The 23,491-nt window shown below is 50.5% G+C and carries 22 protein-coding genes; 4 read left to right on the top strand and 18 right to left on the bottom strand.

Annotated elements, in window-relative coordinates; translation table 11 throughout:
* Positions 1–31 precede the first annotated feature (31 nt).
* From BBI15_RS07800 to BBI15_RS07780, 5 genes are all read right to left on the bottom strand, one after another.
* Positions 32–988 carry a PstS family phosphate ABC transporter substrate-binding protein gene (locus BBI15_RS07800; RefSeq protein WP_068869047.1) on the bottom strand — a complete coding sequence of 319 codons (957 nt, stop codon included), beginning with the start codon at positions 986–988 and terminating at the stop codon, positions 32–34.
* Between the two features lie 191 nt (positions 989–1,179).
* Complete coding sequence (locus BBI15_RS07795) at positions 1,180–3,348, bottom strand: peptidoglycan D,D-transpeptidase FtsI family protein (protein ID WP_068869046.1); 2,169 nt, start codon at positions 3,346–3,348, stop codon at positions 1,180–1,182.
* Between the two features lie 112 nt (positions 3,349–3,460).
* Positions 3,461–4,069: a superoxide dismutase SodA gene (gene sodA / locus BBI15_RS07790; protein ID WP_068869045.1), complete on the bottom strand. Its 609-nt coding sequence runs from the start codon at positions 4,067–4,069 to the stop codon at positions 3,461–3,463.
* A 117-nt stretch (positions 4,070–4,186) separates the two neighbouring features.
* Entirely contained in the window at positions 4,187–4,669 is a 483-nt protein-coding gene (locus tag BBI15_RS07785) for a DUF456 domain-containing protein (protein ID WP_068869044.1), read from the bottom strand.
* A gap of 86 nt (positions 4,670–4,755) precedes the next feature.
* Positions 4,756–6,387: a Na/Pi cotransporter family protein gene (locus BBI15_RS07780; RefSeq protein ID WP_068869043.1), complete on the bottom strand. Its 1,632-nt coding sequence runs from the start codon at positions 6,385–6,387 to the stop codon at positions 4,756–4,758.
* Positions 6,388–6,557: 170 nt separating this feature from the next.
* Here BBI15_RS07780 and BBI15_RS07775 point away from each other — a divergent pair, with 170 nt between their 5' ends.
* The 3 genes from BBI15_RS07775 (at position 6,558) to BBI15_RS07765 (ending at position 8,976) form a co-directional block, all read left to right on the top strand.
* A complete protein-coding gene (locus BBI15_RS07775) occupies positions 6,558–7,073 on the top strand; it encodes a DUF1189 family protein (protein ID WP_084632790.1) in 516 nt (171 codons plus the stop codon).
* Between the two features lie 175 nt (positions 7,074–7,248).
* Positions 7,249–8,376: a flavodoxin-dependent (E)-4-hydroxy-3-methylbut-2-enyl-diphosphate synthase gene (gene ispG, locus BBI15_RS07770; protein WP_068869042.1), complete on the top strand. Its 1,128-nt coding sequence runs from the start codon at positions 7,249–7,251 to the stop codon at positions 8,374–8,376.
* A gap of 12 nt (positions 8,377–8,388) precedes the next feature.
* A complete protein-coding gene (locus tag BBI15_RS07765) occupies positions 8,389–8,976 on the top strand; it encodes a hypothetical protein (protein WP_068869041.1) in 588 nt (195 codons plus the stop codon).
* A gap of 111 nt (positions 8,977–9,087) precedes the next feature.
* Here BBI15_RS07765 and BBI15_RS07760 read toward each other — a convergent pair whose 3' ends face one another.
* The 5 genes from BBI15_RS07760 to BBI15_RS07740 form a co-directional block, all read right to left on the bottom strand.
* Positions 9,088–9,498, bottom strand: a complete 411-nt coding sequence (locus BBI15_RS07760) for a Fur family transcriptional regulator (protein ID WP_068462005.1) — start codon at positions 9,496–9,498, stop codon at positions 9,088–9,090.
* The gene (locus BBI15_RS07755) at positions 9,495–10,349 is read right to left on the bottom strand and encodes a metal ABC transporter permease (RefSeq protein ID WP_068869040.1); all 855 of its coding nucleotides are present in this window, start codon (positions 10,347–10,349) and stop codon (positions 9,495–9,497) included. The genes BBI15_RS07760 and BBI15_RS07755 overlap by 4 nt, the downstream gene beginning before the upstream one ends.
* The gene (locus BBI15_RS07750) at positions 10,342–11,115 is read right to left on the bottom strand and encodes a metal ABC transporter ATP-binding protein (RefSeq protein WP_068869039.1); all 774 of its coding nucleotides are present in this window, start codon (positions 11,113–11,115) and stop codon (positions 10,342–10,344) included. The genes BBI15_RS07755 and BBI15_RS07750 overlap by 8 nt, the downstream gene beginning before the upstream one ends.
* A 251-nt stretch (positions 11,116–11,366) precedes the next feature.
* Positions 11,367–12,269, bottom strand: a complete 903-nt coding sequence (locus BBI15_RS07745; protein ID WP_068869038.1) for a deoxyribonuclease IV — start codon at positions 12,267–12,269, stop codon at positions 11,367–11,369.
* Between the two features lie 12 nt (positions 12,270–12,281).
* Complete coding sequence (locus BBI15_RS07740) at positions 12,282–13,577, bottom strand: DEAD/DEAH box helicase (protein WP_068869037.1); 1,296 nt, start codon at positions 13,575–13,577, stop codon at positions 12,282–12,284.
* Positions 13,578–13,708: 131 nt separating this feature from the next.
* Between BBI15_RS07740 and BBI15_RS07735 the strand changes: the two genes are divergently transcribed.
* The gene (locus BBI15_RS07735; RefSeq protein WP_068869036.1) at positions 13,709–14,689 is read left to right on the top strand and encodes a 4-hydroxy-3-methylbut-2-enyl diphosphate reductase; all 981 of its coding nucleotides are present in this window, start codon (positions 13,709–13,711) and stop codon (positions 14,687–14,689) included.
* A 43-nt stretch (positions 14,690–14,732) separates the two neighbouring features.
* Here the strand turns inward: BBI15_RS07735 and BBI15_RS07730 are convergent, their stop codons facing one another.
* The 8 genes from BBI15_RS07730 to BBI15_RS07695 all read right to left on the bottom strand — a co-directional run bounded on the left by BBI15_RS07730 (position 14,733) and on the right by BBI15_RS07695 (position 23,202).
* On the bottom strand, positions 14,733–15,845 hold the full coding sequence (locus tag BBI15_RS07730; RefSeq protein ID WP_068869035.1) for a Nif3-like dinuclear metal center hexameric protein: 1,113 nt from the start codon (positions 15,843–15,845) through the stop codon (positions 14,733–14,735).
* On the bottom strand, positions 15,832–16,545 hold the full coding sequence (locus BBI15_RS07725) for a tRNA (adenine(22)-N(1))-methyltransferase (protein ID WP_068869034.1): 714 nt from the start codon (positions 16,543–16,545) through the stop codon (positions 15,832–15,834). The genes BBI15_RS07730 and BBI15_RS07725 overlap by 14 nt, the downstream gene beginning before the upstream one ends.
* Before the next feature lie 59 nt (positions 16,546–16,604).
* Positions 16,605–16,997, bottom strand: coding sequence for a cytochrome c550 (gene cccA / locus BBI15_RS07720; RefSeq protein ID WP_068869033.1), 393 nt, complete (start codon positions 16,995–16,997; stop codon positions 16,605–16,607).
* 190 nt (positions 16,998–17,187) lie between these two features.
* A complete protein-coding gene (locus tag BBI15_RS07715) occupies positions 17,188–18,327 on the bottom strand; it encodes an acyl-CoA dehydrogenase (protein ID WP_068869032.1) in 1,140 nt (379 codons plus the stop codon).
* Between the two features lie 198 nt (positions 18,328–18,525).
* Positions 18,526–19,680, bottom strand: a complete 1,155-nt coding sequence (gene rpoD / locus BBI15_RS07710) for an RNA polymerase sigma factor RpoD (RefSeq protein WP_058380923.1) — start codon at positions 19,678–19,680, stop codon at positions 18,526–18,528.
* Between the two features lie 33 nt (positions 19,681–19,713).
* Complete coding sequence (gene dnaG, locus BBI15_RS07705; RefSeq protein WP_068869031.1) at positions 19,714–21,519, bottom strand: DNA primase; 1,806 nt, start codon at positions 21,517–21,519, stop codon at positions 19,714–19,716.
* Between the two features lie 227 nt (positions 21,520–21,746).
* The gene (locus tag BBI15_RS07700) at positions 21,747–22,553 is read right to left on the bottom strand and encodes a pyruvate, water dikinase regulatory protein (RefSeq protein WP_068869030.1); all 807 of its coding nucleotides are present in this window, start codon (positions 22,551–22,553) and stop codon (positions 21,747–21,749) included.
* Between the two features lie 10 nt (positions 22,554–22,563).
* Positions 22,564–23,202, bottom strand: coding sequence for a transcriptional regulator CcpN (locus BBI15_RS07695; protein WP_068869029.1), 639 nt, complete (start codon positions 23,200–23,202; stop codon positions 22,564–22,566).
* Between the last annotated feature and the right edge of the window lie 289 nt (positions 23,203–23,491).

The following is a 23,491-nucleotide window of genomic DNA, read 5'->3' as shown; positions in this document are numbered from 1 at the left end:
GCTCACCCTAAGACTGAACTTGCAACTTGATTTATTTCAACGCTTTAAGATCTGCCAAGCCTTGCTCGTAATCTTCTACTGCCAATGGAACGTATCCAACAGCTTCGGCCATTTGCCCGGCGTTCTCCAAAGTGAACTGCATGAAATCGTAAGCCGCTTCATCTTCAGCAATTTTCGCATTGTTGGCGTAAGTGAAGAGCGGGCGTGACAGTGGCGAATAGTCACCGGATTCAATCGTTTCAGGAGTTGGCTCGACGCCATCGATGGTTACGACTTTCAATGTATCTTGGTTCGCAATGTAGTAAGCATAGCCGAAGAATCCGATCGCATTTGGATCCCCTTGGATTCCTTGCACGAGCGTATTGTCGTCTTCAGACAATGTCGCCGATTCAACGATGTCTTCATCTTCTAGGATGACTTCATTGAAATAATCGTATGTTCCAGAAGCTGTACCTGGCGCATAGAAGACGACTTCTTCATCCGGCCATTCCGGGTTGATGTCTGACCACATTTTCGTGCTGCCATCTTCTACCCAAAGTTTTTTCAAGTCTTCAACTGTCAAATCCTCTACCCAGTCGTTTTCCTGGTTGACGACTACTGATAGCCCGTCATAAGCAAGAAGGAATTCTGTATATTCAATGCCCGCTTCATCTAGAGCAGCTGCTTCTTCTTCTTTAATTGGTCGAGAAGCATTCGAGAAAGCTGTTTCGCCTTGGATGAATTTTTCGAATCCACCGCCCGTACCGGAAACACCGACCGTTACTTGGACTTCAGGTTGAACTGCTGCGTATTCTTCAACAATGCCTTCGAGGATTGGCGCGACTGTTGACGATCCATCACCAGTGACCGAACCTTCAACTACTGCTTCGTCTGAAGCGGAATCAGCCGTTTCGCTGCCTGTTGCAGTTTCTTCTGTGCTGCCACATGCGCCAAGTAGAAATGCCGTTCCAAGAATTGTTGATGCCATAGCGAACTTCCAGTTTCTCATTTTAATGTTTCCCCCTAATATGGTTTGTTGTTTACAAGACCAACTATACGATTCTATTGTTGAGGACATATGAAGCCATTGTTAAGAAATTGTAAATGACGAAAGCCTTATTGAAAAAGCGAAAAACCGCCTGCCCAATTCCCGTCACGGGACTTTGGTCAGGCGGTTATTTTATAAAAGGAAGGAAACGATTATTCGATGCGCGTGCCGCTGATCGGCGGCTTGATTTTATTCGGCTCGTCTTCCGAGCGCTTTGCTTTCAATTCAAAATATTTATCCGCCGCGGCACGGGCGATTTCGTTATTCGTTCTCGGAACTTCACGGGGATTTGTCGTTACAAAGGGAATGACTACCGCATAAGCGATCTCTGGGTCCTCATATGGCGCGAAACCGACATGGGCAATGTTGACGTTCAACGTGCCGTGCAGTGCATGGCCACGTTCGTAGAAATAGGCTTCCGCAGTCCCGGTCTTGCCGGCTGCTGTGTATGGCGTATCGCTGAACTGGCCGCGCGCAGATCCGGAGCTTCCGATGTACACATTGCGCATGCCTTCTTTAACACGGTCGATTTCTTCTTGCGTATTATTGATGCGGTTCATGATCTTCGGTTCCATAATAGTCTCAATTGGCCCGAGCGTCTCGCCGTCAGAAGAGGATTTGCGGATTTCCTTGACGACATGCGGCTGCATGCGGTAGCCATCATTGGCGATTGTGGAAATATACTGTGCTAATTGCATCGTCGTATACGTATCGAACTGGCCGATTGCAAGGTCCAAAAGTTTCGTCCCTGGACTGACCCCACCGGCATAACCCGTGCCTTCGTTCGGCAAATCGATGCCGGTTTCGACTCCGAGGCCGAACTGCGCGAATGAATTGCGCATCAGGGCGAAACTTTCAGGGGCGACGCTCAAGCCCCGGTTGTATTGGTATTGCCTGTCTGCGATGTCCAGCGCAATCTTGAACATATAGACGTTGGAGGAACGTTCAATCGCCATCAAATCATTCATCGGGATGCGGTTGAACGCTGTCGTATTGAAGATCGAATTCTTTTGGGTAGTGCCCGCGAACTTCAGTGGTTCGTCGATCTGCACTTCCCCAATCTCCACGGCATCCTGTGCATAGCCAGTCAAGAGCGTCGCACCCTTGACGGTTGATCCCATTTCATGAGCCGCAGTGAAGGTGCCGAACGCGTAGTCATTGACGACACGCTTACCATTTTCGTCCTCGCCGACACGTTTGCCGACCATGGACAAGACATCACCGGTGTTCGGGTTCATCATGACCAAATAAGCATCTTTGACCAGCTGTGAGTTGGGACCGGCTTTTAAAGCCAGCAACTTCTCTTCGACGATTTTTTCCAACTCATACTGGAGTTCGCTGTCTATCGTCAACACCAAATCTTTTCCGGGCTCGCCTTCATCTACAGGCACTGTCTCGATGACACGCCCGCGCCCGTCAGTGACGTTCTTGACGATCGATTTCTGCCCTTGCAGCACATCTTCGTATTGCTGTTCCAGAAAACTCGTGCCAACGCGGTCATTGCGGGAGTAATCACGGCTCAAATAATAGTCGAGGCGGTTGGCAGGAATCCCTTGGTCAGGCGTCGTCGTGCTGCCGAGAATCGTCAAATCGGTCATTTTCACACGCTTCCAATCCGTCACCGTATTGACGCCTTCCAATTTCGGGTCCGTCAAGCGCTCTGACACCACGGCAAATTCTTCATCGGTCACGCCTTCGCCTTTAATGATCTGCGGCGATAAAGCATAGCCTGATGACATTTCCCGGTAAATCGCGAGCACTTCCAATTGTTCCTCTGTCAGGCTATTCAGTTCTTCATCCGTGATTTTCTCGCGGACTAAAGCATCGAGCTTCTGCTGCTTCTCTTTCTGAGGAATATCTTCAGCCTCGATCGCAGCACGTTCTTCAGCTGTCACTTTTTCCGTTGCGCTCTCTGTATTCAATTGTATGTAAAAGTCTTGCTTATCGCGCAAAGTCACTTTCTTCGTATCTTTTTCGATCAATTTAGCGAGTTCTTTTGCCACTTCCAGCATCTCGCTGCTCTTGGTCGTCTGCATCTTCGTATAGGTAATGCTGTTGACGGGCTCGTTATCGACTTGCAGGCGCCCGGCAGAATCAAAAATTCGGCCACGCGGCACGCTTGTATTGACCGCCACTTCCTCGGTTCTCGCAATCGCCCGGGCATAATCTTCCCCTTTAACGATCTGCAAATACCCTAGCCGCAGGATGAGCATGGAAAACAGCAGAAAAATAGCAAAAAAGAGTATGTTCATCCGAAAGGTCGTATTGGACTGGAGTTTGGACTTTGCCAGAGACACACGACGTTTTTGAGGGGTTTTCATGAGCGCGTAGCTCCTTTCAAAAAAATATCCAGTTGTTAGTATAGCACGGACATAAAAAAACACACACTTTTTCAGACGAAAAAGTGTGTGCCTGGGTTTCAATATTTAACAATTATTTAGCGGCTTCGTAGCGCTCGGAAACTTCGTCCCAGTTGACGACATTCCAGAATGCTGCCAAGTAATCCGGACGGCGGTTCTGGTATTTCAAGTAGTAGGCGTGCTCCCAGACGTCCACTCCAAGAATCGGCGTTTTGCCTTCAGATAATGGGGAATCCTGGTTTGGCGTTGAAGTGATTTCCAATTCGCCATTAGAGACGACTAGCCAAGCCCAGCCAGAACCGAAGCGCGTTTTGCCTGCAGCTTCGAATTTTTCTTTGAACTCGTCAAAGCTTCCGAATTTGCTGTTGATCGCGTCCGCTACCGCGCCAGTCGGCTGCCCGCCGCCATTCGGTGAAAGAAGCTGCCAGAATAGCGAGTGGTTCGCATGGCCGCCGCCGTTGTTGCGGACAGCTGTGCGGATGTCCTCAGGCACTGCGTTCAAGTCAGAAATCAATTCTTCGATTGATTTTGAAGAAAGATCGTCATGACCTTCCAATGCCGCATTTACGTTTGTAACGTACGTGTTGTGGTGTTTCGTGTGGTGGATGTTCATTGTTTCCTTGTCGATGTGCGGTTCTAGCGCATCGTACGCGTAAGGTAGTTCCGGTAGTTCGTATGCCATGATTAAATTCCTCCTTGAGTCTATTGTTCTACTTTCTAAGCGTATCAAAATTTTCAGACCGACACAAATATAAAGCATATCGACCTGCCCTTTTCAGACCTTAGTCGGAGATGGCAGTCAAATCACCCAGAAGAAGATGCCGACCATCACCGCTTGGATGATGCCTTTCGTCAGTGCAGAAGTAATGAAGCCGACCACCGAGCCGATTCCGGAGCGGATCGATTTTTTGATTGATGACCGATTGACGAGGATCTCTGCAATGATGGCCCCGAGGAACGGGCCGATCAGGATGCCGGCAAACGGGATGATAAATGGACCGAAGATCAACCCGACCGTGCTGCCCACCAAACCGGCCTTTGAACCGCCGAATTTCTTTACGCCAACCGCGTTGGCCAAAAAGTCCGCACCGAACAATAACAGGACGAATAAGATTTCGATGAGCCAGAACCACCACGGCAAATCAGCAAAGCTGAAAAACAGGCCATAAATGATAAACCCGCCGAAAATGAACAGCGACGCCGGGATGACCGGATAGACAAGTCCGATGAAGCCGATCGCAAAAAATACAAGCACAAAAACCCAGCCGACAATTTCGAGCATCTCGAGCCCTCCTTATTCCGATATAAAAACTCCCTTTCATCGTGCCTTACAATTCGAGAAATGTAAAGGATGAAAGGGAGTATGGATCATGTACGGTTGCCGAGGATGGCTTCCGCGATATTGACGGAGTGGTCGCCGATCCGCTCCAAGTTGCTGACGATGTCCACAAAGACGATTCCTGCCTGTGCAGAACATGCGCCTTCGTTCAGGCGGAGGATGTGTTTCTTGCGGAATTTGCGTTCCATTTTGTCGATCAGGTCTTCTTGCTCCGCCACTTCACGCGCAAGCTCGTGGCTTGTCGTGTCAAGGGCATCGAGTGATTTCGAAACGGTGGCAATGGTCAGTGTGAACATTTCGTCCAGGTCTTCCATCGCTTCGCCGGTCAATTTCACTTTATTCGCTTCCTGGTAATCGATCAATTCGATGATGTTTTCGAAATGGTCGCCGATCCGTTCGATGTCGCGGACCGTTTCCATCAGCATCGTGTGGCGCGTGGAATCCGCTGCCGAGATTGATTCTGCTGAGATGAGCACGAGGTAGTCGGTGATCTTGCCATCCAGGTTGTTGATGGCATCTTCCAGTTGGTACCCCATTTCAGCGTGCTTCTTGCTTCTGGTTTTCAAATATTCATATGTTTCTTCAAGCCCCTGCACGGAATATTTGCCCATGCGCAAGACTTCTTCCTTGGCTTGGCCTAGGGCGATCGATGGCGACTGCTCGATGAAGTTCAAGTCCAAATGCTTCGGCTTGAATTCGACAAGCACTTCGTCGCCTGGGATCACTTTAGTCACAAGGTATGCCCAAACGCCGATCAACGGGAATTGGATCAATGTGTTCGCCACGTTGAATGTACCGTGCGCGAAAGCGATCTGCATTTTCGCCTCGAGATCCAAAACGCCGGTGAGCCACTCGACATACGCCGTAAACGGCACGAGCAGGATCAGGAAGATGATGGAGCCGATGACATTGAACAGGACGTGAACAGCCGCTGCACGGCGCGCTGCGATCGATGTCCCGAGTGCCGCGAGCACCGCCGTCACGGTCGTCCCGATGTTGTCACCGAAAAGGACCGGCAATGCGGCATCGAGGCTGAGCAAGTTCTCTGCATAAAGCCCTTGAAGGATGGCGATCGTCCCGCTCGAGCTTTGGACGATGAAAGTGAAGATCGTCCCGGCTGCCACGCCGAGGATCGGGAACTCACTCAAGTTGACGGTCATGTCGATGAAGGCCGGCAATTCACGAAGCGGCTTCATCGCCCCGCTCATCGTCTCCATCCCGAAGAACAATCCGCCGAAACCGAAAATGACTTGGCCGATGTTCTGGATTTGGTTTTTCTTGAAGAAGAAAATCAGGAATGCCCCGACCGCCATGATCGGCAGCGAGTATGCCCCCACATCGAGGCCAATGATGAACGCCGTGACGGTCGTTCCGATATTGGCGCCCATGATGACGCCGATCGCTTGTCTCAGCGTCATGAAGCCGGCACTGACGAGGCCGACGACGATAACGGTCGTCCCTGAACTCGATTGGATCAGGATCGTTACGATGATCCCGACCAAGACACCCATGAACGGATTGGTCGTAAAACGGTCCAAGATGTCCCGCAATTTATCGCCCGCAGCTTTCTGCAAAGCGTCACCCATATACTTGATTGAGAATAGGAAAATACCGAGGCCCCCGATGAAGGTAAACAGTACTTCCTGCCAATTCATTTCCACGATTCACATTCAACTCCTAAATATAACGTAATCACACCTCACCTATTATGAATACTTCGCTAAGTAAATGTAAATACCTTTATTGAAAATTTACAAACCCGTAACATAAGCCCCCGGTATTCCCTATTTTCCGTGATAATATTACAATACATACGGAAAGGAAGATTGTTGTGAACCTCTACCAATTATTTAAAGCAAGCTTCATGGAACCGAAAAAACGCGCAGCGGTCCGCATCATGCCGATCGGCCGCATCCTGGCATTCGTTTTCTGGTTCATTGCCTTGCTTTCGCTTATTTCTTTTGCCGAGTTCGTGCTTGGCATCGGCTCGAGCTCATCCGAACTCGAAGGCTTGCTGCAATTCATAGAAGAAATCGAATGGCTGCTCTACCCGTTCGCGCTCATTTTCCTGTTTGTCTCCACAACGCTGTACCACTTCATCAAAATCAGCGTATTCGCGGCATTCGGTTACGGTTTTCTCGCCTTTCTCAAGCGCCGCGGGGAATACCGCCATATGTGGCGCACGGCAGCGCTCGCTGTCACCGTGCCGACCATAGCCGCATATGTGGCGAGTTTCTGGGTCAATAGCTTATGGATTTCGCTGTTGACGAGTTTATGGACATTGTTTCTTCTATATAATGCGGCACGCTTCTACCCGAAAGCCCCAGCTGCCAGAACAACGCGTTAATATTGCGCTGTTGTAAAGAATCTGTACAGAACAGCCGTCTTTCTTGTCTTTTCAAACGGGACACTGCTAAAATGGCTATAGGCAAGAGAAATAGACCAGCACATAAATTCCGTGCAAGGTAAGCTGAGTAACCGTCCGGATTACCGGAAACTCACAAAAAGGAGAGAAATTTAACATGAGCGAAATGACTCACCGTTCAAAAACACGCCCCGTCAAAGTCGGCGACATTACGATTGGCGGAAGCAATGAACTATTCATACAAAGTATGGCGACAACGAAAACGCACGATGTAGAAGCTACGGTCGCGGAGATTCTCCGCCTTGAAGAAGCCGGATGCCAAGTCGTCCGCGTCGCTTGCCCCGATGAACGGGCAGCTTATGCCATCGGTGAAATCAAGAAACAGATCAATATCCCTTTGGTCGTCGATATCCATTTCGACTACAAACTGGCGTTGATCGCCATCGAGCAGGGTGCCGATAAAATCCGCATCAACCCGGGCAATATCGGACGCCGTGAAAAAGTCGAGGCGGTCGTCAACGCAGCGAAAGCGAAAGGCATCCCGATCCGCATCGGCGTTAACGCCGGCTCGCTCGAGCGCAAAATCCTCGAGAAATACGGCTATCCGACAGCGGACGGCATGGTCGAATCGGCATTGCACCACATCAAGATCCTCGAAGACCTTGATTTCCACGACATCATCGTCTCGTTGAAAGCATCCGATGTAAGCCTAGCCATCGAAGCATACGAAAAGGCATCGAAAGCATTCGACTACCCGCTCCACCTCGGCATCACGGAATCCGGCACTTTGTTCTCAGGTACCGTGAAAAGTTCTGCAGGGCTCGGGGCATTGCTCGCAAAAGGCATCGGCAATACGCTCCGCGTCTCCTTGAGTGCAGACCCTGTCGAGGAAGTCAAAGTGGCCCGTGAACTCCTGAAAGTCTTCGGCTTGTCGTCGAACGCAGCGACGCTCATCTCGTGCCCGACTTGCGGACGGATCGAAATCGACTTGATTTCCATCGCGAACGAAGTGGAAGAATACATCTCTACGATCAAAGCACCACTCAAAGTCGCTGTTCTTGGCTGTGCCGTCAACGGTCCAGGCGAGGCGCGCGAAGCCGATATCGGCATCGCCGGCGCACGCGGCGAGGGCCTGCTCTTCATGCACGGCAAAACGGTCCGCAAAGTGCCTGAAGAAACCATGGTCGAGGAATTGAAGATCGAGATCGACAAATTGGCGGAAGAATATTTCGCTAAACAGGCGGAAGAGAAAAAGCAGAAGGAACTGGAACAACAACAAGCATAAGGTTGTGATGATATGTATCGATTTGGCATCGATATCGACGGCACTGTCACTTGCCCCACTTCGCTGATTCCACACATCAATGAAGCATTCGGCAGTGAATTGACCATCGAGGACATCCGGGAATACGACTTGACAGCTGCTTTGCCGCAGCTTGATAAGAAAGAGTTCTACTCCTGGTTCAAAAAGCACGAACCGAAAATTTACGCGTCTTCTCCAATCTCGAAAGACGCCAAACAAATCATCAATAACTGGAAAGACCAATACGAACTGTATTTTATCTCGGCACGCGGAGCTAACGTTCGAAACGTCACATACGATTGGTTCGAACAGCACGCGATTGCCTACGACCATATCGAATTGATCGGCACGCATAAAAAAATCAGCACCGCCAAAGCGCATAATGTTGATTTGTTCTTCGAAGACAAACATGACAATGCGGTAGAGATTTCCGAGGAATTGGACATTCCGGTCATCTTGTTCGACACCCCCTACAACCGTGAGCCGGTACCGAACAAAGTGGTCCGCGTCTACGATTGGCTCGAAGCTGACGAGTGGGTGAAAAAAGAATTCGGCATTCAACAGGAACTGCTCAAGCGGTAAACGAAAGAGCGCAAGTCTAACTTGCGCTTTTTTTATTTGCCTGTTTCTATCATGTGTAGATAAAAAAGGGCCTGACAGCATGAACTGTCAGGCCCTTTTCAATAGTAGCGTTTATTTACATTCTGGGCATTTCCCGTAGATTTCGAATTTGTGATTGTCGATTTCATAGGCCGGCAATGCCGCACCCAACAAGTCCATCGGGCACAACGGGATTTCCTTGATCTTGCCGCAGTCCATGCAGATGAAATGATGGTGGTGATGGTCGCTTTCGCAATGCATGCGGAAATGCTTTTCACCGGACAACTCCGTTGCCTCCAAAATGTCGAGCGACACAAATGTTGCCAAGTTACGGTAGACAGTGTCGTAGCTCATGCTTGGATAATCTTTTTGCATGACATCCAGAATATCACGGGCCGTCAGATAGCGTTCGTCCCCTTCGAAGATTTCCAGTATCTGATTGCGTTTTGTCGTTTCCTTAAAACCGTTTTCTTTCAGGATGCCCCACGCTTTATTCAAATTCATGCGGCTGCCCCCCTTTTCTTAGGTAACGAGATTTTTCGATAAGCCAGAATGACCAGCAGAATGGCAATGGATGTGACAACAATTGTGCCGCCTGGCGCCAAATCGAAGTAAAAGGCGGCAACCAAACCGGTCAAGACCGATACTTCACCAAACAGGATCGATAGCCAGATGGTTTGCTTGAAGCTTTTGGCGACGCGCATCGCCGTCGCTACCGGAATGGTCATCAAGGACGACACGAGCAGGATGCCGACGATGCGCATCGAACCTGCAATGACCAGTGCCGTGACGATCATGAACAGGAAATGGATCCATTTTGCAGGCAAGCCGGATGCCCTGGCATATTCATCATCGAAGGACAAGACAAACAATTCCTTGAAGAAGATACGGATAAACGCCAAAACGACCACGGCAATCCCTGCGACGATGAACAAATCCTGACGGCTGACGGCTGACACCGTGCCAAACAAATACCCGAACAAATCGCTCGAAAACCCTTCCGCCAGGGAAATGAAAATGGCACCGAAGCCGATACCCGCGGAAAGGATGATCGGGATGGCCAATTCTTCATAATGCTTATAGACGCTGCGCAGCCGTTCGATGAGCATCGAACCCATCACGGATGATGCGATCCCGAGATACAACGGATTTAATAGCGCGAGCGCACCGACACTTTGGCTTAAATAAAGGCTTCCGGCAATGCCCGCAAGCGTCACGTGGCTTAAGGCATCTGCGATCAGCGATAGCCTCCTGACCACGATGAAGACACCGAGCAGCGGCGCGATGACGCCGATGATCAAGCCGGATGCGAATGCGTTTTGCAGGAATTCATAGGATAAGATAGCCTCAAACATGTGTGTGGGTCCCTTCCGTATGATGGATTTTCCGTACGGAATGGCCATACCACGCTTCGCGCTTCTCATCGCTCATCATGTGCAACTGGTCTTTGAAACCGTGGAAATGGATGGTTTGGTTCAAGCACGCAACATGCGTGATGCGGTCGGTTACTGTATCGACATCATGCGTCACGAGCACAAGCGTAATATTGCGCTCCCGGTTGAGCGCGGCGAGCATATCATAGAATGCCTGGACATTCTGGACATCGATGCCGACTGTCGGTTCATCGAGAATGAGCACTTTCGGCTTCGAGACAAGGGCACGCGCGATGAAGACGCGCTGTTGCTGGCCTCCGGAAAGTTCGCTGATGCTGCGGTCCATGAATGCTTTCATGCCGACCGCATCAAGCGCTTCTTCGACTTGCTTGGCTGTGTTTTTCGGCAATTTGTGGAACAAGCCGGTTTTTTTCGCCAAGCCTCCTGCCACCACTTCCTGGACGGTGGCCGGAAAAGCTGAATTGAACGAATTCGACTTTTGGGACACATAGCCGATCCATTCGCGATGTTTGAATTGCTTCGAATCGATGCCGAACAATTCCACGCTGCCTTCGGATGGCCGGATGAGCCCAAGCATGATTTTCAATAAAGTCGATTTCCCCGAGCCGTTCGGGCCGAGGATCGCCAAAAAATCGCCTTCTTCCACTGCCATCGAAATGTGGTCCAATGCTTTGGTTTGTTCATATTCATAGCTGACTTCTTTAATGTTGATCAATGGCGCTGCCATAGGGTCGCCCCTTTTCCAATAAGAATGATTACGATTTACTATAGAAAGTATAGAGCACTTGTACCTTCCTGTAAACCGTTTGGGCTTTTCCGTAAAGCTTTTGCAAGCCGATGCGGAAAACTGCAAATCGTAAAGCGCCCGCTTGAAAGATGCTGTATCTTTTTCGGCAAGGACGGATGATATTTTTTGATACAAAAAAGCTGGACCGGCATGCCGTGTTTGATGGCGTCCGGTCCAGCTCCTTATGTGAATTATTGGGATTCGATCGGTAATTTCATCTTCTCGATTTCATCAGGCGCAAAAATGCCGTTTTTAAACATCTCGATTTCATATGCATACGGCGCTTTTTTCTTTTTCGCATCCAGGCCGACATACGGTGTCTCGAGTATTTTTGGCACATGCATCAATTGTTTATGGTGGACAATCGAATTGAGTGCATCAAAACCGATTTCGCCGAAGCCGATGTTCTCGTGTCGGTCTTTCCCTGCCCCGCGCACGTTTTTGCTGTCATTGATGTGCAAGACCTGCAGGCGGTCGATGCCGATAATGCGGTCGAATTCCGCCAGCACCCCGTCGAAATCTTCTTTGATATCGTATCCCGCATCATGGACGTGGCATGTATCGAAGCAAACCGATAAGCGCTCGTTATGCGTCACGCCGTTGATGATCGCTGCCAGCTCCTCGAAATTGCGCCCAATTTCACTGCCCTTTCCAGCCATCGTCTCAAGGGCGATATTGACCGGAAAATCCTTTGTCAGCACTTCGTTGAGGCCTTCGATGATTTTCTGGGTGCCGGCTTCCACTCCCGCGCCGACATGTGCACCGGGGTGCAAGACGATCTGTTCCGCGCCGAGTGCTGCCGTACGTTCGATCTCCGACTGCAAAAACTCGACGCCGAGTTCAAAGGTTGCCGGTTTGGTCGTGTTGGCGATATTGATGATATAAGGCGCGTGGACGATGATATTCGACAGGCCGTGTTCCGCCATGTGCGCCCGGCCCGCTTCGATGTTCAGTTCCTCGATCGGTTTGCGGCGGGTGTTTTGCGGTGCCCCTGTGTAGATCATGAATGTGGTCGAGCCGTAGGAAGCGGCTTCCTCGCTCGCGCCGAGCAGCATTTTCTTGCCGCTCATCGAGACATGCGATCCTAATAGCATTTATATAACCCCTTACTTTTTGCGGTTTTTGCGTCGTTCCGCTTTTTTGATTTCGTCCATTTTCCATTTCATTTTCTTTTTATACATCGGTTTGACGCTTTTTGGTTTATGGACCATCGATTTCGCTTTGGTGTCAGCTTCATTTTCCGTGCGCACACGCTTTTTCCGGCTGTGGCGCTCTTTCATGTCGACAAATTCACCTTTGACGATATCCTTTTGCTGGAACGGGATGCCCATCTTCTCGACGCGGACGATAGCGTCTTCATCTTCCGGGCTGAATAAGGTGATGGCGACACCCTTAAGGCCCGCACGCGCTGTCCGCCCGACGCGGTGGATGAAGAATTCCAGGTCTTCCGGCAATTCATAATTGATGACATGGCTGACCCCTTGGATATCGATCCCGCGGGCGGCAAGGTCTGTCGCAACGATGTATTGGTATTCCAGATCACGCACTTGCTTCATCATCTTGACGCGTTCACGCGGCGCCAGATCGCCATGGATCTTCCCGACGCGAATACCGTTTTTTGCCAATTCTTCAGCGATGTAATCGGCATTCGTGCGTGTGTTGACAAAAATGATGGCGAGGTACGGATTGATGATTTTCATCACTTCCTGCAGGCGTTCAACTTTCTTTTTGCTGCGCACCGGCACCAAATAGAAATCGAGCCCTTCTGCAACCGGCCGCTTATCGCCAATTTTGATATGGGCCGGGTTGGCCATGTATTTTTTCAGGAACGGCTTGAGTTTCTCCGGAATCGTGGCTGAGAATACGTACATTTCCAGATCATCGCGCATCTTGCCTGCGACTTGGTCGATCTCTTCGATAAAGCCCATATCGAATGCCAGATCGGCTTCATCAACGACCAGGATCTTGGCTGTATGGACAAGCAACGCATTTTCATTGACCAGGTCCTTCAGGCGCCCTGGCGTGCCGATGACGATATGCGGCTGCGTCTTCAATTTATTGATCGAGCGCTGTTTGTCCGTTCCGCCGATGAACGATTTCACTTCGATGCCGGAATCGCCAATCAGTTTTTGGATTTCGTTATAAATCTGTGTTCCGAGTTCACGTGTCGGCGCCGCGATTACGGCCTGGACTTCCTGATTGGACACATCGATGCGCTCGACGATCGGGATGATAAAGCTATGGGTCTTGCCTGTACCTGTGTGGGACTGGCCAATCGCACTGTTTCCACTCATGATTTGTGGAATCATTTCCTTCTGGATGGCTGTCGGTTCTGTAAAACCGAGTTGTTTGACCGCTTCAAGCAAAAATGGCTTGAGGCGGTATTCGTTGAATTTTGTCATGGGATATAGTTCCCTCCTTAAGCTCTCGCTATTATAGCATAAAATGGCCATTCTTAGCGATGCATCTTTTGTAAAGCGGCGGCGTCTCCGTTATAATGAAGTCATGATGTTGAAAGGAGTGCGGTTTGATAATGAAAGTAAAAAAGATTTCGCCTAGAGGCTATTGCTACGGGGTAGTGGATGCCATGGTCATCGCGAAAAACGCAGCCATGGATGAGACTTTGCCGCGCCCGATTTATATACTGGGCATGATTGTCCACAATAAACACGTAACGGATGCATTCGAAGAAGATGGCATCATCACGCTTGACGGCAAAAACCGCCTAGAGATACTCGAGCAAGTGGAAACCGGCACGGTCATCTTCACGGCACATGGCGTATCCCCGCAAGTGCGTGAACTGGCGCGCAGAAAAGGACTTGTTTCAATCGATGCCACATGCCCGGACGTCACCGTCACGCATGACCTGATCCGTGAAAAAACAGCTGAAGGCTACCATATCGTCTATATCGGCAAGAGTGGCCACCCGGAACCTGAAGGCGCAATCGGCGTCGCTCCGGATTTGGTTCATTTGGTCGAAACGCTCGATGATGTCAATGCGCTCGAACTGGACCAAGATAAAATCATCATCACCAACCAGACGACGATGAGCCAATGGGATGTCGTCCATATGATGGAACGCTTGAAAGAACGCTTCCCGCACGCTGAAGTCCATAAGGAGATTTGCTTGGCCACGCAAGTGCGCCAGGAAGCTGTCGCAGAACAAGCTGTCGACGCCGACCTGCTGATCGTCATCGGCGACCCGATGAGCAATAACTCCAACCGCCTGGCGCAAGTATCCCAGGACATCGCCGGCACACCGGCTTACCGCATCTCCGATTTGTCCGAACTGAAATTGGAATGGCTAGAAGGCATCGAAACGGTCGCACTGACCGCCGGCGCATCCACTCCGACACCGATCGTCAAAGAAGTGATGAAGTTCTTGGATCAATACGATCCGGAAGATCCGGCAACGCATACACTCGAGCGTTCCGTACCGCTCAACAAAATTTTGCCGAAGATCAAGCATCCGAAGCCATCGGAGCGCATCGAACCGTATCCGGTGAATGAATAAGTTATAAAAAAGAGGCCCTGAACGGGGCCTCTTTTTAATGTCTTCACTTTAAACGAAACGGTTCTGTATTCACTTCAGACGCCAGGAACTCACATTGCCAGTTGGCGCCTTTTTCCGCCATATGGTCTACAACTCCCTGGATCATCACTTTCTCGACATGGTGCCCTGGGTCAATCACCGGCAAGCCGATCGCCTGTGCATCCTGGGCCACGTGGAAATAAAGGTCACCCGTCACATAGACATCCGCCCCTGCACGTTTTGCCTGCTGGATGTATTTGTTGCCGTCGCCCCCAAGCACCGCCACTTTGCTGATGCGTTCTTTTCCGGTACCGACCGCACGGACAAAGGGGACATTTAGGCTCTTTTTCACATGCTCGGCAAACGCATCGAACGTCATCTCTTCTTTCAAGCGGCCGACGCGGCCAAGCCCCATCGGCAACTCCTTGTTCTCCAAAGTGAAGACGTCGTAGGCCGGTTCTTCGTATGGGTGGGCGGCGATCATCGCCCGGATCACGCGGTCTTTTTCGGCTTTCCTGACCACGACCTCAATTTTCGATTCCGCTGTCTCTTCCATCTTGCCCGCTTCACCGATATACGGATCGGCTGAAGCATTCGGCCGGAAGCGCCCAGTGCCGCTCAATGTATAGCTGCAATGGTCATAATCGCCGATCGCCCCGGCCCCCGCATCGCCGAGCGCTTTTCGCACTTGGCCTTCATGGCTTTCAGGCACGAAGACGGCAATCTTCACGAGCTCCGCTTCGTGGGTCTTTACCAACACTTCCGCGTCCTGCAAGCCAAGCGCATCAGCCAATAAGTCATTGACGCCTCCCCAAGCGACATCGAGATTTGTGTGCGCTGCATATACCGCAATGTCATTTTTGATCAGTTTTTCCATTAGCCGGCCTTGCGGAAAGTCCGTCTGGAGATTTTTCAAGGGACGGAAAATCGGGGGATGGTGGGCAATGATGAGGCCAGCGCCTTTTTCGATCGCTTCATCTGCCACTGCTTCATCGACATCGAGCGTCACCAGCACGCGTTCGATCCTTTTATTCAATGTGCCGACATGCAGCCCGATCGGGTCGCCTTCCATCGCCAAATATTTCGGCGACCATTTCTCGAACTCTTCAATAATCTGTTGGCCGTTAGGGATTTTCATCCGCGAACACCTCTTCCATCAATGCGATTTTTTCGAGCAGCTGCTCTTTTTTCGTACGAATGTCTTCGGTTTCCTCTGTGTTCTCCAAACGTTCGGCGATCGCTTTCCATTGAGTCGCCTCGCGCTTCCACTTTTCCTTGAATATATCATTTTGATCTTGCAATAGTTTCGGCCCGAACAATAATTGTTTCGCATCCAGCTGCACTTCTTCAGCTGTCGGTTCCAGCACCAGGATTTCATAGATCTTGTCTTTTTCCTTCAGGATATCTTCTGCTACAATACGCCAGCCGTTCTGGACAGCCCATAACCGGATTGCTTGGGCATGGACGTTTGGCTGCAGGATCAAGCGCTCGACGCCTGCGAGGCGGCTTTTTCCCTCTTCCAGGATCGAGGCAATCAGCGAACCGCCCATTCCGGCGATGGTCACCGCGGTGATCCCGTCTTCAGGCTCGACCGCTTCAAGGCCTGGCGCAAGGCGGACGGTAATTTTTCCTTCCAGCCCTTCTTCGCGCACTTGCTTTTTCGCCGATTCATACGGGCCTTTGACAATTTCACCGGCTACCGCCCGGCTTGCCGACCCGTTATGGAGAAGATAGCATGCCAAATAGGCATGATCCGAACCGATGTCTGCTACTACGGCCCCTGGCTGGACATGTTCCGCCACTTTCATTAATCGAACTGATAATTGCTGCGCGTTCATAAAGTTCCTCCTAATTGACAAAAAACCCTTAGCTCCGGAAGAACTAAGGGTTTTTGATGCTATTCGAGTGACAGTACCCACTCAGCCATTGCTGATACGTTTTCTTCAGGAACCGTACCCGGTGGCATTGAGCCTTTACCGTTGATCAGAATCTCTTCGATTTCTTCTTGTGAAAGTTCTGTGGCTACCAATGATGGGCCAACTCCGCCTTCATAGCTTGAACCGTGGCAAGAAACACAGCTTGACTGTGCATGGGATTCAGGGTCGAAGTCGCCGCTAGCCGCTTCTTCTCCGCCTTCGCCTTCAGCCGCTTCACCGCCGCCTTCTTCCTCAGCCGCATGTTCTTCAGCGATTTCAGCTTCGTTGCCGACTCCTTCCAATGACAGGAAGAAAATCAGGCCAATACCGAAAGCCATGATTAAGATATAAGGTACAATTGCATTCTTTTGCATCCGTTACCCCTCCTTCTACTGTGTTCTGCTTGATGATAGTATAAGTATCATTCATTATTGTACTGTATTATCCAGTAAACGAAAAGCCATAACGGATAATAATTGCCGTATTGTGACAAAATCGGTAAATTCGAAGGATTCTGTTGACGGCAATAAACACATAGTTAAAGTTTCACGGTTTGCAACCCGATCAGCAGCCGACAAGGCGTGAAATGACCATGCGCTGCACTTCGGATGTCCCTTCCCCGATTTCAAGAAGCTTGGCGTCGCGCATATAGCGCTCGACTTCGTATTCTTTCATATAACCATAGCCGCCGTGGATCTGGATCGCTTCGTCAGCCACTTCCATCGCCATCTCAGATGCATACAATTTGGCCATGGACGCTTCTTTCGTGAATGGGCGCCCTTGGTCTTTCAGCCAGGCCGCCTTGTAGACCATATTGCGTGCGAGTTCGATTTTCATCGCCATATCCGCGAGCTTGAACTGCGTCACTTGGAATTCGGACAAAGGCTTGCCGAACTGCTTGCGTTCTTTCGCATAAGCGAGCGCTTTATTGAAAGCGCCTTGTGCGATCCCGACAGCCATCGCCGCAATGCCGATGCGCCCGCCGTCAAGTGTCACCAAGAATTGCTTAAAGCCTTCGCCGCGTTTGCCAAGCAGGTTTTCTTTTGGCACACGGACGTTCTCAAGCACCAATTCGGTGGTGTTGGATGCGTTCAAGCCCATTTTCTCGTAATTATCGATTACGGTGAAGCCTTCTGCATCGGTCGGTACGATGATGGCGCTGATTTCCTTTTTGCCGTCGTTCATGCCGGTGATCGCCGTGATTGCCAAATGCTTCGCATGGCTCGCATTCCTGATATATACTTTCGATCCATTGATGACCCAGTCGTCCCCATCTTCCACTGCGCGGGTTTCTGTCCCCCCCGCATCCGACCCGGCATTCGGCTCTGTCAAACCGAACGCGCCGAACGACTCGCCCGTGCAGATCGGCGCCAAGTATTTCTGCTTCTGCTCTTCTGTGCCGAACAGGCTGAGGGGCGCGCCTCCAAGTGAAATATGTGCCGAGTACGTAATGCCTGTAGAGGCGCACACGCGGCTCAATTCTTCCGTAACGATCGCAAAACTTGTCGTATCCGCTCCCGCTCCGCCATAAGCTTCATCAAACGGCAAGCCCATCATCCCCATGTCGGCCAATTGCTTGAATGCTTCTTTCGGAAACTCTTTCGTGCGGTCGCGCTTGACTGCGCCTGGAGCGACTACTTTATCGGCAAACTCCCGCATCGTTTTCTTGATCATCTGTTGCTCTTGTGTCAAATCGAAATTCATGTCTTACATCCCCTTTGCTATGAATACGCTTACAATATTCATTATATAGCTAAAATTCCGACACAATCAAGGCATAACGGAAAGTTATTCCAATATGTCGTTCTGTCGGCAAGAAAGAGATCTTTCCTCGATGCCCCCCTAATTCCTTTAACGCAAAAAAATCCTTCCGGGCACTTGGCCCGGAAGGATCGGTTCAATTTACTCCAAGAAATCTTTCAAGCGTTTGCTGCGGGATGGATGGCGCAGTTTGCGAAGTGCTTTCGCTTCGATTTGGCGGATCCGTTCACGCGTCACGCCGAACACCTTCCCGACTTCCTCCAGCGTCCGCGTACGGCCGTCATCCAGGCCGAAACGCAGGCGCAAGACATTTTCTTCTCGGTCGGTCAATGTGTCGAGCACATCTTCCAACTGCTCTTTCAGCAATTCGTATGCCGCATGGTCAGACGGTGACTGTGCATCGGAATCTTCGATGAAATCACCCAGATGCGAATCGTCTTCCTCACCGATCGGTGTTTCCAGCGATACCGGTTCCTGGGCGATCTTCAGGATCTCACGCACTTTCTCAGGCAATAGATCCATCTCTTCGCCGATCTCTTCCGGTGAAGGCTCGCGGCCAAGATCCTGCAATAGCTGGCGCTGTACGCGAATCAGTTTATTGATCGTCTCGACCATATGGACTGGGATACGGATTGTGCGTGCCTGGTCGGCGATGGCGCGCGTAATCGCTTGGCGGATCCACCACGTGGCATAAGTGCTGAACTTAAAGCCTTTTGAGTAGTCGAATTTCTCGACTGCCTTGATAAGGCCCATATTCCCTTCCTGGATCAAATCCAGGAACAGCATGCCGCGGCCCACATAGCGTTTAGCGATCGATACGACGAGGCGCAAGTTGGCTTCCGCTAGGCGCTTTTTCGCTTCCTCGTCGCCTTGTTCGATGAGTTTTGCCAGGCGCACTTCTTCCTCCGCCTTCAACAGGTCAACACGTCCGATCTCTTTCAAGTACATGCGCACGGGATCGTTGATCTTGACGCCTGGCGGTACGCTCAAGTCGTTCAAGTCGAACTTCTCTTCGGTCGGTTTCATGAGGCGGTCGAGATGTTCTTCATCATCGCTTTTGCGTTCGAGTTCGATGCCGTGCCCTTCCAATTGATCAATGAATTCCTCTACCTGATCCGATTCCATTTCAAAAATAGCTAATTTATCGGCAATCTGTTCGTAGTTCAATTCTCCGGTTTTTTTCCCTTGTTCGATCAATTGCTTTTTCGCGTCTTCTACACTTGCTTCCGGGCCTTCAGCAGGCAACGGGATGCTGTTTGTTACGACTTCTGTTTGGCGTTCAGATTTCTCAGCCATACAACTTCCTCCTTTTGAAAAAACCGGAATAATCTACAATGATTTCCGTAAAGCAATCACTTCTTGTGCCAGAAGCAAAGCGCGCTTCAAATCATGCTGTTTTTCCGCTTCTTTTGATTGCTGGATTTTTAAATTGATTTGTTGCTCGATGCGGTGCTTGTTCAAATGCTTCAGGCAATCTTCGATCTCTTCTTCCGGATGATCGGGATCCCTTTCGGCCAGAGCCGTCTCCATCACGAGCTTCCGGAGCTCCTGGTCCGTCAGGGTTTCCAGGAATTTATGGAAATCCGCTTTTTCCCATTCCTCGTAAAAACCGAGCAGCTGGACATACAACGCCTGGTATTCTTCACTGATGAAGGGGATGGTTTCGGTTTCACGTGCCAGCTTGTCCATCACGGCCGGATCTGCAAGCGCGTGTGCGAACAGCATGCGTTCTGCACGATGCAGCGACGTGATTTTTTTCTGCTCCCTTTTCGGGGGTGCCTGGACCGATTCAGCGGCTTTCGGCCGACTGCGCTCGATGCTCCGGGTTTCCAGGCGCCTGTACTGCTGCAAAATGGCTTCTTCAGAAAGCTTCGTCTCTGCTGACAGCTGCTTAATATACAAATCCCTTTCAACAGGAGAGGATTTGCCGGCGAGTAGCTGGAGCACCTCTTGGATATATTGAAGGAGATCGTTTTCATATTGAAAGTTCTTATGGCGGCGCGCATGCATCATCGCGAAAGCGATAAAGGTTTGCGGCTTCTCGATAATGTGCTCCCGAAAAGCATCGGCGCCGTTTTGGCGGACATAGTCATCAGGGTCCATGCCATTCGGCAACACCGCAATCCCAACTTTGAAATTCGCTTCCTCGAGCGGCACAGCCGCCCGTTTCGCCGCTTCCCATCCGGCGTCATCGCCGTCAAAGCAAACGACCACTTCCTGCGCAAAGCGCTTCATCTGGCGGATATGCTGAGGCGTCAGCGATGTTCCCATGGTCGCGAGCGCATTGTCGATACCGGCCTTGCCGGCGGCGATGACATCCATGAACCCTTCGAACAGGACGATTTTCCGGTTTTTCCGGATAGCGCCTCGGGCCAGGTGGACGTTGTAGAGAACTTGGCTTTTCTGGAAAATCGGTGATTCAGGGCTGTTCATGTATTTCGCTTCCTGTTTTGACTGTTCAAGTATCCTGCCCGAAAACGCTATGGCTTTGCCGTTTTCGTTCATGATCGGAAACATGATCCTGCCCCGGAACCGGTCGAACCAACCATCGGATTTCTCACGCTTGATGACCAGGCCGCTCGCTTCCAATTGTTCATCATCGTACCCTTTTCTGCGCAACGCAACTTCCATGTAATTCCATTCAGGAAGCGCCCAGCCGATCCGGTATTTTTCGATGATCTCCTGCGTGAATCCCCGGTTCTCCAAATAATCAAGAGCCGCTTGTCCTTCTTCCGTATTCAGCAAAATATGATGGTACATATCTGCAGCGAACTCATGCATCAAAATGAGCGGATCGTCATTGCGATCCTGCGCCGCACCTTTGCCTTCTCCCGGCTGGACATCGACCTCGATCCCTGAACGCTCACCGAGTTTGGCCAGCGCTTCCTGGAAGCTGATGTTCTCTATATCCATCAAGAACGTGATGGCATTGCCGCCAGCCCCACAGCCGAAGCAATGGAAGATCTGCTTGTCGGCCGTCACGGAAAAGGACGGTGTGCTTTCCCCGTGGAATGGGCAGAGGCCGAACCAATTACGGCCTCTTTTCGTCAATTGGACGTATTCGCCCACGACATCCACAATATCCGCTTTGGAACGGATTTCTTCAATCACTTCTTCAGGAATTCGATTGGACACCTTATCACCATCTTTATTTGCTTACCTTACTTAATTCGTTGAAATCCATTGAAATCCTTCAAATTTCGACAAAAAGATGGGGAAGCTCTTCATGTTGTTAGTAAGCTTTAGCCACAATTCTTCATTATAAAACGTTTTTTTGTAAAAATCCATAAAAAGGCGTAGAAAAACGGTCTTTTAATTATACAGGCATAAGAAAAACCGCCCTGGCAGGCGGAATCCTCTTATTATTTCTGCAGTTTGCCGAGAATCAAGTTCGCAGTTTCCTCAACGGCGCGGTTGGTGACGTCCAGCGTCTCACAGCCGATGCGGTCGACCACTTTGCGGAAATGGACGATTTCCTCATGGATGCGGTCGAGTTTTGCATAATTGGCATCATCGTTCAAACCGAGTGCGATCAGGCGTTCTTTCCGGATATTGTTCAATTTCTCCGGAGAGATGACCAAGCCGAAGCATTTTTTCGGATCCACATCGAACAATTCATCCGGCGGGTCCACTTCGGGCACTAACGGCACATTGGCGACTTTCAGCCGTTTATGGGCCAAATACTGCGATAGCGGGGTTTTCGATGTTCGCGATACCCCCACCAGGACGATGTCCGCAAGCAAAATGCCACGCGGGTCCCGCCCGTCATCGTATTTGACCGCAAATTCGATCGCCTCGACTTTCTTGAAGTAATCATCATCGAGCTTGCGCACAAGGCCTGCCTCGCCGATCGGTGCTGAGTGCAGCTCTTCTTCCAAGGCATCAAGCAAAGGGCCCATCAAGTCGATTGCCTTGATGCCCCGCCTTGCCGTTTCGCGTTCGACGAAATGTCGCAATTCTTTCGAGACGAGCGTATAGACGATCACTGCCCGCTGCCCTTCCGCCAGTTTGGTGATCTCCTGCAAATGTTCGATAGAGTCGATATAGGGGAAGCGTTTCAAGACGGCGTTTTGTTCTGTATTCAAGTATTGGCTGATGGCCGCTTTTGCGACAAGCTCTCCGGTTTCGCCCACGGAATCGGAGACGATAAAAACTCGCAATAAACTCATATTCTGCACCTCACAGTTCGTGGTTTTCCGAAAGGGATAAAAATGCCCTCGTAATATTGGTCTTTGTCAGCCTGCCGACGACCTTAAAGCCTTCCGGTTGTTCTTCGACGACCGGCAATGCGTCGATTTGCTGGTTGATCAGCCGGTTTGCAGCCTGTATGAGCGAATCATTGCGCAGGCAATAGGTGATGTTCGGCATGCGCGTCATGATGATATGTACAGGAATTGCATTCAGGTCCTGGTTGCCGAGGCTTGTGCGCAATAGATCCTTGCGCGACAGCACACCCGCCAGGCAGGATTTTTTATCCACAACAAAAAGCGTCCCGACGTCATCCAGAAACATCTGGCTGATGGCATCGTATACGCTGACATCCTCCCTGACTACGACAGGGATCGACTGGAAATCCTTCACTTTCATATTGTTCATCGTGTCGCTGATATCCTGGCCCGGCTTCTTGCCCGAATAGAAATAGCCGACACGTGGCCTGGCATCCAGGAAGCCGGCCATCGTCAAAATCGCCAGATCCGGCCGCAGCGTTGCACGCGTCAAATTCAGACGGTCTGCAATCTGCTCGCCTGTAATCGGGCCATTGCCTTTGACGATCTGTAAAATCTCCTCTTGCCGCTTATTGAGTTCGATTGGACTCACCGCCTCAAATTCAAATATGTTATACTCAATACCAATTATTATATACTATTACATGCTATATTGCGAAGAAAAGATTGCCATGATACAATTATCGGGAATCGAATAATGGCGTTGATGGATCGATAAGTACCGCACATGAAGCGAGCAGGGATGGTGAAAGCCTGCAAAGCGGGAAACGGCAATCCGGAGCCATAGGCAATGCGAGCGGGCTGGACTTTTTTCAGTCAATCGAGGTGGAACCGCGGGTAACGTACTCGTCCTCGGACATTTGTCCGTGGCGTGTGCGATT

It is taken from the genome of Planococcus plakortidis, from assembly GCF_001687605.2.
Lineage (GTDB): Bacteria > Bacillota > Bacilli > Bacillales_A > Planococcaceae > Planococcus > Planococcus plakortidis.
This window is presented reverse-complemented; position numbering and strand designations above follow the sequence as displayed.

Excerpts from the sequence above, each read along its gene's own strand:
- BBI15_RS07795 (WP_068869046.1), bottom strand. The coding sequence starts at position 3,348 with ATGAAAACCCCTCAAAAACGTCGTGTGTCTCTGGCAAAGTCCAAACTC.
- BBI15_RS07730 (WP_068869035.1), bottom strand. The coding sequence starts at position 15,845 with ATGAAAATCCCTAACGGCCAACAGATTATTGAAGAGTTCGAGAAATGG.
- BBI15_RS07725 (WP_068869034.1), bottom strand. The coding sequence starts at position 16,545 with ATGAACGCGCAGCAATTATCAGTTCGATTAATGAAAGTGGCGGAACAT.
- BBI15_RS07800 (WP_068869047.1), bottom strand. The coding sequence starts at position 988 with ATGAGAAACTGGAAGTTCGCTATGGCATCAACAATTCTTGGAACGGCA.
- rpoD (WP_058380923.1), bottom strand. The coding sequence starts at position 19,680 with ATGGCTGAGAAATCTGAACGCCAAACAGAAGTCGTAACAAACAGCATC.
- BBI15_RS07715 (WP_068869032.1), bottom strand. The coding sequence starts at position 18,327 with ATGAATTTCGATTTGACACAAGAGCAACAGATGATCAAGAAAACGATG.
- BBI15_RS07700 (WP_068869030.1), bottom strand. The coding sequence starts at position 22,553 with ATGAGTTTATTGCGAGTTTTTATCGTCTCCGATTCCGTGGGCGAAACC.
- BBI15_RS07765 (WP_068869041.1), top strand. The coding sequence starts at position 8,389 with ATGTATCGATTTGGCATCGATATCGACGGCACTGTCACTTGCCCCACT.
- BBI15_RS07745 (WP_068869038.1), bottom strand. The coding sequence starts at position 12,269 with ATGCTATTAGGATCGCATGTCTCGATGAGCGGCAAGAAAATGCTGCTC.
- BBI15_RS07760 (WP_068462005.1), bottom strand. The coding sequence starts at position 9,498 with ATGAATTTGAATAAAGCGTGGGGCATCCTGAAAGAAAACGGTTTTAAG.
- sodA (WP_068869045.1), bottom strand. The coding sequence starts at position 4,069 with ATGGCATACGAACTACCGGAACTACCTTACGCGTACGATGCGCTAGAA.
- BBI15_RS07740 (WP_068869037.1), bottom strand. The coding sequence starts at position 13,577 with ATGACAAAATTCAACGAATACCGCCTCAAGCCATTTTTGCTTGAAGCG.
- BBI15_RS07755 (WP_068869040.1), bottom strand. The coding sequence starts at position 10,349 with ATGTTTGAGGCTATCTTATCCTATGAATTCCTGCAAAACGCATTCGCA.
- ispG (WP_068869042.1), top strand. The coding sequence starts at position 7,249 with ATGAGCGAAATGACTCACCGTTCAAAAACACGCCCCGTCAAAGTCGGC.
- BBI15_RS07750 (WP_068869039.1), bottom strand. The coding sequence starts at position 11,115 with ATGGCAGCGCCATTGATCAACATTAAAGAAGTCAGCTATGAATATGAA.
- cccA (WP_068869033.1), bottom strand. The coding sequence starts at position 16,997 with ATGCAAAAGAATGCAATTGTACCTTATATCTTAATCATGGCTTTCGGT.
- BBI15_RS07785 (WP_068869044.1), bottom strand. The coding sequence starts at position 4,669 with ATGCTCGAAATTGTCGGCTGGGTTTTTGTGCTTGTATTTTTTGCGATC.
- BBI15_RS07735 (WP_068869036.1), top strand. The coding sequence starts at position 13,709 with ATGAAAGTAAAAAAGATTTCGCCTAGAGGCTATTGCTACGGGGTAGTG.